The organism is Candidatus Methanocrinis alkalitolerans (assembly GCF_029167205.1).
Lineage (GTDB): Archaea > Halobacteriota > Methanosarcinia > Methanotrichales > Methanotrichaceae > Methanocrinis > Methanocrinis alkalitolerans.
In genome coordinates, this window is sequence record NZ_JARFPL010000022.1 from 25,783 (window position 1) to 41,614 (window position 15,832).

13 protein-coding genes and 1 pseudogene are annotated in these 15,832 nt (G+C 62.0%); 4 read left to right on the forward strand and 10 right to left on the reverse strand.

The annotated features are described in order from the left end of the window. Positions 1 to 6: 6 nt before the first annotated feature. On the reverse strand, positions 7 to 1,209 hold the full coding sequence (locus P0O24_RS08015; protein WP_316969229.1) for an AlbA family DNA-binding domain-containing protein: 1,203 nt from the start codon (positions 1,207 to 1,209) through the stop codon (positions 7 to 9). Between the two features lie 261 nt (positions 1,210 to 1,470). Between P0O24_RS08015 and P0O24_RS08020 the strand changes: the two genes are divergently transcribed. Next, on the forward strand, positions 1,471 to 3,540 hold the full coding sequence (locus P0O24_RS08020) for a HEAT repeat domain-containing protein (protein ID WP_316969230.1): 2,070 nt from the start codon (positions 1,471 to 1,473) through the stop codon (positions 3,538 to 3,540). A 42-nt stretch (positions 3,541 to 3,582) separates the two neighbouring features. Continuing rightward, entirely contained in the window at positions 3,583 to 4,647 is a 1,065-nt protein-coding gene (locus P0O24_RS08025) for a glucokinase (RefSeq protein WP_316969231.1), read from the forward strand. A gap of 33 nt (positions 4,648 to 4,680) precedes the next feature. Here the strand turns inward: P0O24_RS08025 and P0O24_RS08030 are convergent, their stop codons facing one another. Both P0O24_RS08030 and P0O24_RS08035 read right to left on the reverse strand, forming a co-directional pair. After that, positions 4,681 to 6,138: a B12-binding domain-containing radical SAM protein gene (locus P0O24_RS08030; RefSeq protein ID WP_316969232.1), complete on the reverse strand. Its 1,458-nt coding sequence runs from the start codon at positions 6,136 to 6,138 to the stop codon at positions 4,681 to 4,683. A gap of 1 nt (position 6,139) precedes the next feature. Then, on the reverse strand, positions 6,140 to 7,528 hold the full coding sequence (locus P0O24_RS08035) for a B12-binding domain-containing radical SAM protein (RefSeq protein WP_316969233.1): 1,389 nt from the start codon (positions 7,526 to 7,528) through the stop codon (positions 6,140 to 6,142). Positions 7,529 to 7,767: 239 nt separating this feature from the next. Between P0O24_RS08035 and P0O24_RS08040 the strand changes: the two genes are divergently transcribed. Both P0O24_RS08040 and P0O24_RS08045 read left to right on the forward strand, forming a co-directional pair. After that, positions 7,768 to 8,235: a hypothetical protein gene (locus tag P0O24_RS08040; protein WP_316969234.1), complete on the forward strand. Its 468-nt coding sequence runs from the start codon at positions 7,768 to 7,770 to the stop codon at positions 8,233 to 8,235. A 338-nt stretch (positions 8,236 to 8,573) separates the two neighbouring features. Next, positions 8,574 to 8,702 (forward strand): annotated as a pseudogene (locus tag P0O24_RS08045) (transposase); the annotation flags it as partial. Between the two features lie 247 nt (positions 8,703 to 8,949). Here P0O24_RS08045 and trpA read toward each other — a convergent pair. The 7 genes from trpA to trpD form a co-directional block, all read right to left on the reverse strand. Continuing rightward, positions 8,950 to 9,735: a tryptophan synthase subunit alpha gene (trpA, locus tag P0O24_RS08050; RefSeq protein ID WP_316969235.1), complete on the reverse strand. Its 786-nt coding sequence runs from the start codon at positions 9,733 to 9,735 to the stop codon at positions 8,950 to 8,952. Beyond that, a complete protein-coding gene (trpB, locus tag P0O24_RS08055) occupies positions 9,732 to 10,928 on the reverse strand; it encodes a tryptophan synthase subunit beta (RefSeq protein WP_316969236.1) in 1,197 nt (398 codons plus the stop codon). Before trpB ends, trpA begins: the two co-directional genes overlap by 4 nt. Before the next feature lie 74 nt (positions 10,929 to 11,002). Beyond that, complete coding sequence (locus P0O24_RS08060; RefSeq protein WP_316969237.1) at positions 11,003 to 11,758, reverse strand: indole-3-glycerol-phosphate synthase; 756 nt, start codon at positions 11,756 to 11,758, stop codon at positions 11,003 to 11,005. Beyond that, on the reverse strand, positions 11,755 to 12,333 hold the full coding sequence (locus P0O24_RS08065; protein WP_316969238.1) for an anthranilate synthase component II: 579 nt from the start codon (positions 12,331 to 12,333) through the stop codon (positions 11,755 to 11,757). Before P0O24_RS08065 ends, P0O24_RS08060 begins: the two co-directional genes overlap by 4 nt. After that, positions 12,330 to 13,847 carry an anthranilate synthase component I gene (gene trpE, locus P0O24_RS08070; RefSeq protein WP_394356748.1) on the reverse strand — a complete coding sequence of 506 codons (1,518 nt, stop codon included), beginning with the start codon at positions 13,845 to 13,847 and terminating at the stop codon, positions 12,330 to 12,332. The genes P0O24_RS08065 and trpE overlap by 4 nt, the downstream gene beginning before the upstream one ends. Then, a complete protein-coding gene (locus P0O24_RS08075; protein WP_316969240.1) occupies positions 13,844 to 14,479 on the reverse strand; it encodes a phosphoribosylanthranilate isomerase in 636 nt (211 codons plus the stop codon). The genes trpE and P0O24_RS08075 overlap by 4 nt, the downstream gene beginning before the upstream one ends. Then, on the reverse strand, positions 14,476 to 15,501 hold the full coding sequence (trpD, locus tag P0O24_RS08080; protein WP_316969241.1) for an anthranilate phosphoribosyltransferase: 1,026 nt from the start codon (positions 15,499 to 15,501) through the stop codon (positions 14,476 to 14,478). Before trpD ends, P0O24_RS08075 begins: the two co-directional genes overlap by 4 nt. Between the last annotated feature and the right edge of the window lie 331 nt (positions 15,502 to 15,832).

Sequence of the window (15,832 nt, forward strand, 5' to 3'; positions counted from 1 at the left end):
TCCTGATCAAATCCTCCCGATCCAGCGGCCCTCTTCGTCGTAGTTCATCGACCTCTCCCACCCTCCGGCCCTCCAGACGGCGTCGAAGGCAGGCCTCAAGACCTCATCGGCCTTCCGGCCGAAGCTCTCCATCATGATCTCGGGGACGATGAGGGAGTCTCGGTCGATCTTTACGTCCTTATTTCCCGAGAACTCCGGGGTGGAGACCAGAATCGACCTCCCCTTGACGCCTACGAGGCTCACCATCACGAAGACAGGAGGCTCGACCCCCAGCCGCTCCATCACGGAGGTGTACCGAGGGAGGCCCTCCAGGAGCGCCTCTTCGTATCGGAGGCTCGGTATCGTCTTCTCCTCGAGATCCTTCGAACGGTCGCCCAGGATGACGGAGTCGACGGCCTCGACGATCCCGCTGACGAAGACCTGGGTGTAGGAGCCCCGGTCGTCGTAGGTGAGGAGGCCGTCGAAGTTGTACCTCCACCCCGTGAATAGGCCCGTCAGGGGGAGAGGGAGGGCGCCTTTGCCGCTCCTGTAGTCCCTGACCAGGGACGATACGTCGAAGGACGAAGACGGCTCGAAGGCTCCGAAGGGGACTATGGAGAAGACGATCCTGGGGCCTACCCCCAGAGGGACCGGAGTCTCGGCGGCGACGATCTTCGCCAGGGCCTCGGCCCGGTGCTCTCTCATCATCTCGGCGGCGGTCCCGGTGAGGGAGAAGGCGGTCCTGATCTCGAAGACGTCGAGGGGATACTTGCCGGCGGAGTTTCGAGAGTAAAACCGGGAGGAACCTTTGGTGATCATATGAGGGGAGGCCCAGCTTTTGGGGATCCGGACTACGATGACAGACCCGCCTCCCGAGAGGGGGACGGCCCTCATGGATATTCCGGGGATCCGGGGGGCGATCCCCGTCTGGACCATCGACTCGAGGCGGAGGATCTCGTGGTCCGGATCGATATCAGATAGGCCGCATATCCTGACGGGGATCCCGTTCTCCTCGTCTATCCCGTAGATGAGGTGGCCTCCGGAGGCGTTGGCGAAGGAGGAGACGTCCCGGAGAAACTCCCTCTTCTCCAGGTCCGACGGGCCGGGGAGCAACTTCTTGTAGTCGATGACCTTGCTCTCCGGGACCTCGTCGTCCAAAAGGGCCCTGATCTCCGACTCCTCCAGGAGGTCCAGGGGCTTATCTTTGAGGGTCATGGCACCATCTTCCAAAGATCCTCCGGAGGATTTAGCGGTTGCGGATATCGAGAAGCTGAGGAGATCGAGGGGGTTAGGGATATCGAGAGGTTGCAGATATGGCGATCGGATGGACCGGGGTCGCCGGAGATGAAGAGATCTTTCTTGGATGGTGGCATCCGCCGGATCGCTTCAGGCTGTTTATAGCTGTAAAGCGACGATATTCTTTTCAACCTTCAGGACCGTCTCTTTTCATCAGGGGATGCCGATATGAAATTTAAGCCGATTTTTACATTGATGATCATCGCGGCGCTGGCGAGTCTAGTCGCGGCAGACAAGGTCGACGATGCCATAGCATACCTGAAGGACCCAGAATGGGGGCTGCGGGCCGGCGGGGCAGCGAGCCTCGGAAATCTCGGCGACCCCCGGGCGATCGACCCCCTCATCGAGGCCCTATCCGATGAGGTCTCCATGGTCCGACTCCACGCGGCAAGCTCTCTGGTCAAGCTCGGCAGGCCCGAATATCTGGACAGGGTGATCTTAGGCCTAAAAGACGAGGACAAATGGGTCCGGGGGTGGGCCGCGACCCATCTCGGGGATATAGGAGATCCGGGGGCTATAATCCCCCTCAGAGAAGCCCTCCAGGATGAGGACCCGTGGGTCAGGTCGAAGGCCTCGGAGGCCCTGGGAAAGATAGCTGAAGCTCCTGCCGATGGCGAGGTGGCTGAAGAAGAAAAAGTAGTAGAAGAAGAAAAAGAAAAAGATGGCGCGATAGAAGAAGATGACGAGCTATCCCGCCTCATATTCGATCTGGAGCACGGCGATCCTGGGGAGAAGGTGGCCGCCGCCCTATCTCTCGGAGAGATGGGCGATGCGAGGGCGGTCGGATCCCTAGTCGAAGCCCTCAAGGACGGCGAGTGGGAGGTCCGGGGGGCTGCGGTGATAGCCCTGGCCGGCATCGGAGACCCCGGGGCGGTCGATCCCGTCATCGGCGCCCTTCTGGATGAGGACCCAGCCGTCCGGACCCTGGCGGCGGCCGCCCTGGGAAGGCTCGCTGATCCGAGGGCGATCGAGCCCCTCACCGAAGCCCTCGCAGATGGCGATCCTGCCGTCAGGGCCGCGGCCGTCCGCGCCCTCGTCGAGATCAATTCTGAGAAGGCGGCAGGATTCCTGATAGCCGCCCTCGGGGATGAGAACACCACCGTCCGGGTCATCGCCGCCACCCTCCTGGGGGATATAGGAGGGGCAGAGGCCGTCGATCCCCTCGCCGAGGCCCTCGGAGATGGAGACTGGTCCGTCCGGGCGATGGCGGCGGAGGCCCTGGGAAGGATCGGGGATCCAAGAGCGGTCGGCCCCCTGATTGCCGCCCTCGGAGATGAGAACGCCACCGTTCGGATGATCGCGGCAACGGTCCTCGGCGGATCGGGATCACCGGAGGCTATCGATCCTCTCATCGAGGCTCTGAAGGATGGAGAGCCCGCCGTCAGAGCGGCAGCGGTCCACGCCCTCGGCGAGATGGGGGGCGATCCGAGGGCCATCGACGGCCTCATCTCATCCCTCAAGGACGATGATTCTGCCCTTAGAGTCTATGGAGCAACGATCCTCGGGGGGCTGGGTGACGAGAGGGCGGTCGGCCCGCTGATCGATCTTCTAAGAGACGACGAGCCGGAGGTGAGGGCGATGGCGGCGGTCGCCCTCGGGGATATCGGGAGCGATAAGGCGGCCGTCCCCCTGATAGACCTCCTCGAAGATGAGGTGCCCGAGGTGAGAGCCGGTGCTGCCCACGCCCTGGCGACCGTCGGGGACGAGAGGGCGGTGACACCTCTCATCGAGGCGCTGGGCGACGAGGAGGCGAGCGTCAGGACCTGGACGTCCCTCGCCCTCGGCTCCATCGGCGGCCCTGGGGCGGTCGATCCCTTGATCGCCGCCCTCGGCGACGAGGAGGAGGGGGTAAGGACCGTGGCGGCCGCGGCCCTGGCCGAGATAGGCGGCGATGCCGTCGATCCCCTCATCGCAGCCCTGGGGGATATAGACCCCTCCGTCCAGATCTGGGCTGCCTGGGCTCTTGGAGAGATCGGCGACCCGAAGGCCGTCGATCCGCTTATTGAGGCTCTGAAGAACGACGATCAGGCGGTGAGGCTGATGGCCGTCGTCGGACTCGCGGGGTTCGACGACGATAGAAGGGCAGAGCCGCTCATCGAAGCCCTCGCCGATGAGGACGAGGTGGTGAGGTTTGCGGCGGCAGCGGCCCTGGCCGAGATCGGAGATCCGAGGGCAGAAGAGCCCCTGAAGAGGGCTCTGGAGGACGAGGACCCCGATGTCCGCAGGAAGGCGGCAGAGGCGCTCGATAGGCTGGAGGGGGTTTAGGTCTCAAAATGAAGGATCTTTTCAGGATAATCGGAGACGTGGATGAAGAGGAACGGGGCGATAGATGAGATGAAGACGAGGATCCACCAGACGGAGTTCGAGGTCGGTCAGTTTGACGGCTTCGTCCTCGGCGGGGACGTCGGCGGGACTAACACCAACATCGCTGTCGCCGGGGTGAGGGACGGGGAGGCCTCCCTCCTCTACTCAGCCCACTTCGAGAGCAGAAGGCTCTTCTCCCTCGTCCCGGCGATCCGGGAGGCCCTCGATTATGGCCGGGAGAAATACGGGATCGAGGTCGGCTGGGGGGTCGTCGGGGTCGCAGGTCCCGTCGCCGACCCCAGGAGGGCGAAGCCGACGAACCTCCCCTGGACGGTGGACGCCGAGGAGATAAGGAGGGAGTTCGGCTTTGATGAGTTCAGGATAGAAAACGACTTTATGATCCTGGGCCAGGGGATAGAATCCCTGAAGGAGGTCGACCTCTTCTCTGCGAAGGGGGGCGACCCGGCCTTCGGAGACGGACGGGCGGTCATCGGCGCCGGGACGGGCATGGGGAAGGCGATCCTGGTCTATGACGGCAAAAGATACAGACCGGTCCCGAGCGAAGGGGGCCACGCGGACTTTCCGGTCCAGGATCAGTTCGACCTCGACCTCGCCGATTTCATCCGGGGCGGGAGGAAGGCCCCGGCGAGCTACGAGGATCTTCTATCGGGGCGGGGGATCGAGGGGATCTACGATTTTCTGAAGGGGAGGCGCGGCGGGACGGATCTGACCGCCGAGATCGAGGAGGCCGAGGATAAGGCCGCCGCCATCTCGAAATACAGAACGACCGACCCTCTCTGCCGGGAGACCTTCGCCGTCTACGCGAGATGCTTCGGCAGGTGCGCCAAGAACTTCGTCCTGGAGGCGCTCGCCACCGGCGGCCTCTACATCGCCGGGGGGATCGCCGCCAAAAATAGAGAGGTCTTCGTAATGCCCGAGTTCTCCGATGAGTTTCTCAACGCCGAAAAGCAGCGGCAGATCCTGGAGAGGACGCCGGTCTATGTCATCACGAACTATGACGTGAGCCTCTACGGGGCCTGCAACGCCGCCGTCGAGCAGTCAGATTAATTTTCGTCCAACCTGAGATCCGACTTCGATATCTCAGGCCACCCCCTTGCACAGCTCCCCCCGCTCCAGGTCCTCTCTGAAGTAGTCCCGGGGGGTCTTGAGCCCCAGGAGGAGGCCAAGCTTCCTTTTGGCGTAGAAGGGGACGAGGCGCAGCGTCTCCTTTAGGAACCACTTCGGGTAGAGCCTCTTGATCTTGTTGTACCTAAACCACGCCAGGTCGTAGTACTTCGCGTTCATCTCCCAGGTGATATAGGCGACCTCCTCGGCGGTCAGGTGCTTCGTATTTAAATTCGCGTGGAGGCCGTCGTAGAACCGGTAGTCGTCACAGGCGACGAGCCCCATCGCCTCTAGCTCCACCGCCATCTCCGTCTTGGGGTAAGGGGTGCTGATGTAGAAGATCGGTATGTCGACTTTGAGTTTCCGAGCCAGCTCGAAGTTCGACCAGAGGTCCTCGGCGTCGTCCTCGGGGTTTCCTCCGATCAGCCCCGCGGAGACGATGATCCCGTTCTCGTGCATGTACTGGACGGCCTTGTCGGCGTTGTCCGACATCTTCCCCTTCCCCAAAAACCGCAGGTTCTCGCGGCTGGTGTTCTCGATCCCCAGAAATACGCCGTCGAATCCGGCCGCCGCCATCTTCTCGACGAGCCTTCTGCTCGACCCGATCCCCCGGGCCGAGGCCTGGACCTTGTACTTGAGGTGGGAGAGGCCGGCCTCGACGATGGCGTCGCAGAGCCGCTCCATCCTTTTGACGTCCAGGGTCATGTTGTCGTCGGGAAAGAAGATCGACTTTGCGCCGTGGGCCTCGGCGTCCCGGATGTCCTCGAGGATCCGTTCAAAGGGGTACCTGCGGAAGGAGCGGCCGTACATGTGCTGGATGGAGCAGAACTTGCAGCCGTTGGTGCACCCCCGGCTCGTCTCGACGGAATCTATGGGCACTCCGAAGCTCTCAAAGCCTGTGGTGATCAGCCGACAGTCGCGGTTGGGCATCCTTATCTGTGAGACGTCGAGGACAGGCCTTGGGGGGTTATGGACCATTTCGTCCCCCTTCCAATAGGAGAGCCCTTTCACCTCGGCGAGGTCGCGGCCGTCGTCGATCGCTTCGATCAGCTCTCTGAAGGTCGCCTCCCCCTCGCCTCTGACGATGTAGTCGGCGAGCCGCCCCTCCTGACTATCGCCGATCTCTTCGTAGCTGAGGGTAGGGTGGTAGCCGCCGAAGACCGTGGCAGCGCCGCTCTCCTTTGCCATCTTTGCGAGGGGGAGGACGGCGTGATACTGAAAGCTCATGCAGCTGAGGCCCACCAGGTCGTAGCCGTTCTTCAGAACCCCTTCGAGATATTCCTTCGGCCTCTTCGTCCCGTGGAGGTCGGCGACGGAGACGGTGCAGAGGTCGTCGACGTTTCCGGCAATGGACGCAAGGCCGTAGCTGGGGATCCTCGCTATCCGGTCGAAGTCGGGCTGGACGACCGGCGAGGAGAGGAGGAGGACCTTCATGTTACCTTCTCGCCTCCGAGTCCAGGAGCCAGGGCTTCTCGGGGTGGAAGTCGAACCGGTTCGCCCGGGAGACGTAGGAGGCGACCTCCTTCATACCGTCGATCCCTGCATACCGGTAGGCGTTCGCCCATACTCTGAAAGATGTCCGCAGCGGCGTCAGCCGGTTGTAGACCCTCTTCAAAGACCAGCTCAATATCTCCTCCATCTCCGCTGGGGGAATGTTGGGATGGTTCCAGACGAGGTGCTTCATGTCGAAGCGGTGCCAGTCCTCCTCGAAGATTCCGTAATCAGCGTCCAGCTCGTCCCAGAGCTTCGTCTGGGGCAGCGGCGTCATGATGCAGATCTGGGTTATGTCGAGCTTGAGGCTCGCGAGGCTCTGGATGTCCGTCTTGAGGGACTCCCTCGTATCGTCGGGAAATCCGATCATGTAGTAGCCCACCGTTCCCAGACCATACTTCTGGAGGAGCCTCACCGTCTCCAGGACGTCCTCGGTCCCCTCCTTCTTGTTGACGTCGTCGAGCTTCTCCTGGTGGAGGTTTTCGATCCCGATCGCCGCCCCCGCAAACCCCTTCACCATCCGGGGCTTTCTCCCCGTTGTCGGGTCGGGCCGCGTCCTCATCTCGACCCATTCGGGGATCTTCTTTCGCAGGTAGTCGGCCCGGGCCATGCACCCCCAGACCATCCCGTACTCGTCCAGGAGCTCGACGACTTTGTCGGCGTGGCGGCGGTTGGCGCCGAAGTTCTCGTCCTCGATCAAAACGACGTTGATCTCGCGCTCCTTGTAGTAGGATATCACCCGCTCCAGGCTATCGAGGGGGACGGGATGGGGACGGTTGCAGAACTTGGGGGTCTGGCAGAACTTGCAGCCGACGCCGCAGCCCCTCGTCGTGAACATGATCCCGTAGATGTTCAGCTTCTTCTTGAAGGGGGTTGCCAGGTACTCGATCAGCGGCGGGTGAAGAACCTGATTCTGCTCGATCTTGCGGCCGAAGTAGGGGGCGACCGCTCCCTCGGCGTACCCCTCGAAGATCCGGTCGAATTTGTCCTGAATTTGAGGCGTCAGGGCGCCGTAGTTTCCGGCCCACAGCTCCCCTACAGTCCCGGAGGCTCTGGCGGCGTCGACCATCTCCAGGATCTCGCAAGTCTCGTTCAGGTAGAAGGAGAAGCCGACGACGTCCCAGTCCTCGGCGAGCCTCTTTTTGTACTCCTCGAAGGTCGGGTACTCCAAAATCTCGATCTCGGGGATGTTCTGCTTGAGGAAGCGCAGGCCAAAGGACTGGATCCGGGGCCAGCGGAACCGAAACCACTTCGACCGGGCGTTGGAGCCTATGTAATCGTAGGGCTCGGGGTCGTTCTTGTAGACGGTGGTGAAGAGGACTTTGGGGGGCATACCCGGCTTTTGCCCTCCGATCGGAGATTAAGGTTACGATTCCAATCCTAGATAATGCACCCCTTTAGGACCGAACCATATATCGAATATTTGGCGCTTATAGATTCATTTTTGGCTTCTTTACTCACCTATGACCATCATTGGGCAATCAGATCATTAAATGAGAAGGGCATAATTCGGTAGTTCGCCCCAATTAAGTTTATATATTATTTTTATCGATATTATGTTCGAGGTAAGCAATGAAGGCAAATCGATTGGTCTTAGCTGGTTCGTTTTGCTGGAACAAAGATTGTCCCGATTACGGTCTGGTTGACCACGGAAATATTGTCAAGTATGGGCGAACCGGAAAGGGCACTCAACGTTTGAAATGTACAACCTGCGATAAAGTCTTCGTAGAGAACAAGGGAACGGTGTTCTATGGTCGGCATCATAATCCCAAAGAGATCCTTGAATGCCTGGCGATGGTTGCCGAAAGGAATAGTCTTGCCTCCATCCATAGAATCAAGGGAATCAAAGAGGAGACCGTCATGAGCTGGCTTCGCGAAGCATCAAACCATGTAGAAAAGATCGAGTCGCTGCTTCTCGCTAACTATCCTCTGACTCGTGTTCAGCTTGATGCCATGTGGACCTATGTGGGTCACAAAGGGAAAAAAGTGGACATTTCGAAGAACCCGATCGAGGCAGCTTCTGGCGGGGCACTGCCATAGATATCGACACCAGGTTGAGAGTAGGGAGAGCCATCGGAAAGAACGAAGAGGATGTTGCTATGGTAATGATGTCTCAAATCAAAGACCGCAGCAACCCTACCGAACCGCCGGCAATAGCTAGCGATGGAAACGATAGCTATCCGGAAGCAATGCTTCAAACGTGGGGTAAGATACCGGAATACGCTGGTCGAGGACGACCACCTACTCGTAAAAAACCACAACCTGGGTGGAAATGTCTTCAGGTAACTAAGCACCGCTCAGGGGGACGGCTAATCGGTATCATTCACCGAGTAGTCTATGGCAATCCTAAAGAAGTTCTCAATCTGATGGGCCTTAACACAGCTTATGTCGAAAGAACGAATCTGACCTCGCGGCAGATGAACTGCCGAATGGTTAGAAAAACACTATCATTCTCCAAAAAAGAGGAGATGCTTGAAGCATCTTGCGTCTGGGAGGATTGGGTTTAGAACCTGACAAGACCTGTTAAATCATTGAGAGTCGAGGTTAATGATGGCAAACGTCGCTGTAAATCAAGATCGTCTGCCATGGCGGCAGGCCTTACAGATCATATCTGGACGATTGAAGAGCTTATGAGGACTGTCGTAGTTCCAAATTGTATCAACTCAAAATAGGGAGACTACCGCTCGATCCGTGGACCGTGAAAAGTGGGGATGGCAGGGTGGATAGAACCGACCTGCCCCCTTCACTCATCCCTCAGACCCTCCCCACCGCCTCGATCGGCCTCGCCTCTCTGATCGCCGCCTTCATCCGGCGGATGAGATCCTCCAGGCCCGCCAGGTCCCCCCGGGAGATCAGGTCGACGCAGGCGGACCCTACGATGGCACCGTCGGCCCCGGCCCGGATCACCTCCGCCGCCTGCTCCGGCGTCGATATCCCAAACCCTACGGCCTTGGGGAGGGGGGTCTTCACCCTCTCGATCAGCGCCTTCGTAGAATCCTGGACCTCTGCCCTGGCGCCGGTCACCCCGGAGCGGGCGACGAGGTAGAGAAAGCCGCTGGAACTTTCTGCGATGAGGGGAATCCTCTCGGCCGGCGTATTCGGTGCTATGAGGGATATCAGGTCGACTCCGGCTTTCCTGCAGGCCGCCCTCAGGGGGCCTGCCTCCTCCGGGGGTAGGTCCGGGACGATGAGGCCGGCGATCCCGCTATCAGCGCAGTCTCCGGCGAACTTTTCAAGGCCGCGGCGGAAGATCATGTTGTAGTAGCCCATGAAGACGAGGGGGACGTCCGCCCGGATCCGAGAGGCCATCTCGAAGTATACGTCGGTGTTCATTCCCGCCTCGATCGCCCTCATGGCCGCCGCCTGGATGACGGGGCCGTCGGCTATCGGGTCGGAGTGGGGTAGGCCCAGCTCCACGACGTCGGCCCCGGCCCGGGCGAGGAGCTCTGCGATCTCCGGGACGGACTCGGGTGAGGGATCGCCGGCGGATATGTAGGCTATGAGGAGGGGCCGCCTTTCGAAGGCCTCGGCGAGCTTCATATCCCCCCCCTCCCCTCGTGGTCCATCACCGTGGCGAGGTCTTTATCCCCCCGCCCCGAGAGGTTGATGATCGAGATCTCGCCGAGGGCCTCGGGGTCGTTGAGGGCGAAGCCGACGGCGTGGGCGGACTCGAGGGCCGGTATGATCCCCTCCAGGACTGATAGCCGCCTGAACCCCAACAGAGCGGCGCCGTCGTCGGCGATGGCGGGGGTTACCCTCCCCACCTCCACGAGGTGGGCGAGCTCGGGGCCGACGCCGGGATAGTCGAGGCCTGCGGCCAGGGAGTAGGACTCCAGGATCTGGCCATAGGGGTCCTGGAGGATCTTGGTCATCGCCCCGTGGAGGACCCCGTCCTCCCCCAAGTTGAGGCATGCTCCGTGGTCGGCGATCTTTCGGCCGGAGGAAGTACCCCTCCCCCCCGCCTCGACGGCGATGAGCTTCACGTCGTCGTTCAAGAAGCCGGAGAAGATCCCCATGGCGTTGGAGCCTCCGCCGACGCAGGCGGCGACGGAGTCGGGGAGCCGTCCTTCGGCGGCGAGGATCTGCTCCCTCGCCTCGGTCCCTATGACGGACTGTAATTCCTTCACCATCAGGGGGTATGGGTGAGCCCCTGCCACGGTACCCATCAGGTAGTGGGTGCTCTCGTAGCTTCCTGCCCAGTCCCTCATCGCCTCGTTGATGGCGTCTTTGAGGGTCCTCGACCCTGACCTGACGGGGATCACCCTTGCCCCCAACAGCTCCATACGGTAGACGTTCATCTTCTGCCGCTCGATGTCCACCTCACCCATGTAGACCTCCGTATCGAGGCCGAGGTTCGCCCCCACCATGGCGGAGGCGACGCCGTGCTGCCCCGCACCCGTCTCGGCGATGAGCCTCGTCTTCCCCATGGCTTTGGCCACCAGGGCCTGCCCCAGGACGTTGTTGAGCTTGTGGGCCCCCCCGTGGACGAGGTCCTCCCTCTTCAGGTAGACCTTCCGGGAGAGCTCCCGGGATAGGGTCCGGGCCAGGTACAGAGGGGTGGGCCTTCCGGCATAGTTCGAAAGAAGGGCCGAGAGTTCCCGCCTGAACTCCAGGTCCACCTTGAGGCGGCCGTAGGCCTCCGCCAGCTCCTTCAGGGGCTGCATCAGGGTCTCGGGGACGAACTGTCCGCCGAACCTCCCAAACCTCGTCATCGACGCATTTGTGATCTTCATCAAATCTTCATCAGCTCCCATCTCTATCTGGTCATCCGCTCAGGATGGTCATCCGCTCCGTATATGCTCCGCCCTCAGGGATGGGCCGCCCCATTGAGGATGGGTAGGAACGCAGGCTCCCGCATCAGGGATGTTCCGACGAGGAGGGCGTCGGCCCCCGCCTCCTCCATCCTGACGACGTCTTCCCTCGTCATGATGCCGCTCTCGGCGACTACGAAGAGCCCCGAGCCCTTCGCCACAGGCCCCAGCCTCTCGAAGGTATCGAGGCTCACCTCCAGGGTGGACAAGTTCCTGTTGTTTATCCCCACCACCCTCGTGCTGGTCTTGAGGGTGGCGATGAGCTCCTCCTCTGTGTGGACCTCCACGAGAGGCTCCATCCCCCTGGACTTTGCCGCCTCCACCAGGCCGTCGAGGTCCTCGGAGAATGCGGCGATGAGGAGGACGAGGTCGCATGCAACCTCGTCGAGCTGCCCCTCCACCAGGATGAAGTCCTTCCTGAGGATGGGAAGGGACGATGCCTTCCTGGCCACCCTCGCGTTCTGCGGCGACCCCATAAAGTATGTCGGCTGGGTGAGGACCGAGACGGCGCAAGCCCCATCAGCCTCGTACCTCCGGGCGATGACCGCCACCTCCTCCGCCTTTAGGGATCTATCCAGGATCCGGGGCTTGATCTCGGCGATGATGGGAGATAGCCCCCTCGCCCGGAGGCTCGCCGCCCGAGCCGGGAGGTCCCGGGGGTCGCCGACCTTCATCCGATCAGCGGTCGGGGGATGGACCGAGAGCCTCGCCTCGGTCTCCCTCAGAATCTCTCTTACGACCTTGGAGGTCATCTGACGAGCCCCTCAATCCAGTTGGCGATCAGCCTCTTTCCCTCCGGGGTCAGGACCGACTCGGGGTGGAACTGGACCCCCTCTACGGGGAGGGCTATGTGCCTCACCCCCATCACCAGACCCTCGGCGGTCTTGGCAGTGATCCTCAGGGGCGGTGCTAGGGTCTCCACCGCCAGGGAGTGGTAGCGCCCCCCCTTCAGGGGGCTTTTTAGCCCCCAGAATATCCCCCGGCCGTCGTGGAATATATCGGAGGCCTTCCCGTGGACGGGGGCGGTCCGGTCGATGGTTCCGCCGTAGGCGAGGTTTATCGCCTGGTGGCCGAGGCAGACCCCCAGGATCGGCGTCCCCTGAAACCTCCTCATCACCTCGATGCAGCTTCCGATGTCCCTGGGGTTTGCGGGATGGCCCGGCCCCGGCGATATCACGATTCCCAGGGGGTCGATCTCCTTCACCCGGGAGGGCTCGATCCTGTTTGGAGCCACCTGCGTCTCGGGGTGGAACTGGGATACATAGTCGACGAGGTTCCAGACGAAGGAGTCCTGGTTGTCGATGAAGAGGATGGTCTTTGCCGTCACGCAGCCACCCCCAGGGCCCGCTTCATCGCCGCCATCTTCCGCTCCGTCTCCAGATACTCCCGGTGGGGGTCGGAGTCGGCGACGATCCCCGCCCCCGCCTGGACGACGGCAGTATCGCCCTCGATGACGACGGACCTGATGGCGATGGCGAAGTCGGCGGAGCCGTCGGCGGAGAAGTAGCCCACCCCGCCGCCGTAAATCCCTCTCCTCGCTTCCTCCAGGTCGTCGATGATCTCCATAGCCCGGATCTTGGGGGCTCCCGAGAGGGTCCCCGCTGGGAATATCGCCCTAGCCGCGTCGAACGAGTCGCACCCATCCCGGAGCGTCCCCCGGACCGTCGTCTCGATATGCTGAACGTGAGAGTACCGCAGGACGGACATGAAATCCTCCACCTTTATCGACCCGGCCTTCGAGACGGACCGGACGTCGTTTCTCCCCAGGTCCACGAGCATCACATGCTCAGCCCTCTCCTTCTCGTCTGCCAGCATCTTAGCCGCCAGAAGGTCGTCCTCCTCGGGGGACCCGCCCCGGGGACACGTTCCGGCGATGGGGTTTGTGGTCACGATCCTGTCGCTGAGGCTGAAGAGCGTCTCCGGGGACGCCCCGACCAGGGCTTGATCTTCGAACTCGAAGATGTAGGTGTAGGGGCTGGGATTGATCTCCCGGAGCCTCCGATAGAGGATGATGGGGTCGGGATTGGCGAGCCTCACCCTCGTCCTCCTGGATAAGACCGCCTGGAATATGTCCCCTGCAAGGATGTGCTCTTTGGCCTTTCGGACCGACTCCTCGAAGGGGCCGGCGGGATCCGCTTCCACCGAGAGGGGAGAGAGACCTCCATCTTCCGGCTCCTTCAGATGGAGGCCTTTGAGCCGGTCTCTCGCCTCCGCTGCGATATCTTCGAGGTCGTCTCCGGCGAGGAGGAGGGGGGCCACCGCAAGGTAGACCTTCCCCGTCAGGTGGTCGTAGACGAAGCTCTCCTCGAAGACCCCGAACTTGGCGTCGGGGGCGCCGGAGGTCTTGGGCCTTCCTATCCTATCGCCCACCAGGTCGTAGGCGAGGTAGCCGATGCCGCCCCCGAGGAAGGCCTGCCTTCCGAACTTCGAGGGGCAAGAGCCGACGGGAAGGGCGGACCGGAGGAGGTCGAATAGGTCCATTCCCCGCCGTATCTCCCCGGATATCGTCGATCCGTCATCGCCGTCTATCACCGCCGAGGCGGCGAGCCTCTCTTTAAAGACCTCCTCAAGGCCCCTTCCCCGGCTGCATATCTCGATAGCGAACCGCCTCCCAGTCACCGTCACCACGGCGGCGGGGCTTGCGCCGACGAAGGAGAACCGGGCCCTATCTCCCGACTTCTCGACGGACTCCAGAAGGAAGGGGAACCTCTCCCGCCGGAGGGCGGAGTAGAGGGCGAGGGGAGCCTCGGGGTCCAGGAGGTCGGTGACCTCGAAGAGCCTCGGAGCTGGACCATCTTGATGCACCTTCCCCGTCCCCTCGATGAAGAGCTCTGAAGCTATAGGCAACCCCTCACCTCCAGAAGGAACGCCTCGATCTTATCCGGGTCCTTTTCTCCATGGGTCTCGACGCCGGAGGATACGTCCACGGCGTAGGGGCGGACGGTCTCTATCGCCTCGGCGACGTTGCCGGGATCGAGCCCCCCCGCCAGGATGACGGGTACTGTTGCCCTCCTCGCCAGATCGGCGGAGAGCTTCCAGTCGTGGACCGTCCCCGTCCCTCCGAGCTCTCCTCCGTCGGAGCTGTCGACGAGGAGGGCGTCGGCGACCTCTTCGAGATCCCGGGCCCGGTCCAGGATCCCCGGGATCGCCGGCACCGCAGCCACCAGCTTCTGGGGGATGATCTCGGCGAGGGCCGAGAGGTCCTCGATGCTGAGGGAGTCGTTCACCTGGAGGACGTCCGCCCCGGTATCCAGGGCTATGCTTGCCGCCTCCGCCACAGAGTCGGGCTCCACCACGATGACGCTGGAGACGAAGGGGGCAAGCCCCTCGATGAGCCGTCTTGCCTCGCCTCTGCCTATGGACCTCCTCGACCGGGGGATCTCCACCACGAAGCCGACGGCATCGGCTCCGAAGGCCACGGCCGCGTCCCTCGCCGCAGCGTCTCTGATCCCGCAGATCTTGGCTCTCGTCACAGGAACCTCTCCAGCTTCTCGGGGCTGCCGCAGGAGAAGACCATCCTCTTCAGCGTCTCGAGGCCCTTGCCCGAGTCAATGGCGACCTCCGCCATCCTCGCTCCGTCGGAGAGGGTCTCGGCGATCCCCGAGACGAAGAGGGCGGCCCCAGCGTTCATCGCGACGACGTCCCTGCAGGGGCCTCTCGCCCCCGAGAGGATCTCCACCAGCTTTGCGGCGTTCTCTTGGGGGGTCCCACCCCTGATATCCTCGATTCTGGCCATGGGGTAGCCGAAGTCCTCGGGGGTGACGGTGCGGCTCGAGAGCCTCCCCCCGTCGAGCTCGGAGATCCGGGTCGGGCCGGTGTTGGTGATCTCATCGAGGCCGGAGCCGTGGACGACCATCGCCCTCTCCGCCCCCAGGATCTTGAGGGCGGCGGCGAGCTTATCGCAGAGCCTTGGGTCGTAGACCCCCATCAGCTGGAACCTCGCTCCAGCGGGGTTTGTGAGGGGGCCCAGGATGTTGAAGACCGTCCTCATGGACAGCTCCCTCCTGACGGAGGCGACCCGTTTCATGGAGGGGTGGAATACGGGGGCGAGCATGAAACCGATCCCCAGGGTCTCGATCGCCTCGCAGACCCTCTCGGGGCCGGGGGCGACCTCGACCCCCAGCTCCAAGAGGACGTTGGCGGACCCGCAAGACGAGCTGACGGCGTAGTTTCCGTGCTTCGCCACGAAGGCGCCGCAGGATGCGGCTACGATGGCAGCGGCTGTGCTGACGTTGATGGTGTTCGTCCCGTCGCCGCCGGTTCCACAGGTGTCGATCAAGGGACCCGGGACCCGGGGGCTTATCCTCACCGATGAGGACCTCATCGCCTTCGCGAGCCCCGCGATCTCCGAGACCGACTCCCCCTTCATCTTGAGGGCGACGAGGAGGGCCCCGATCTGGGCGTCCGTCGCTACCTCGAAGACCTCCCCGAGGAGAGCCTCCGCCTCCGGGACGGATAGGTCCCTCCCCTCCACGATCTGTTGCAGATACTCCATGAGATCACCATAATGTATGATTTTGTACGATAATGTCTAAATATTGACATTATATATAAGGGTTGTGGGCGGAAGATGGGTCTGCAGAGGGGGAAGCGGATGGGGCGGGGCCGCCGATCTGAAAACGAGTCCCTGACGAGGGAAGAGATCGGAAGATGAGGAGGCGATCGGGTAAAACCGGCGGTGGAGCTCGCGCCAAGCAAAATAGAGAGGAGACGATAGAGAGGAGACGATAGAGAGGAGACGATAGAGAGGAGACGATAGAGAGGAGACGATAGAGAGGAGACGATAGAGAGGAGACGATAGAGAGGAGACGATAGAGAGGAGACGA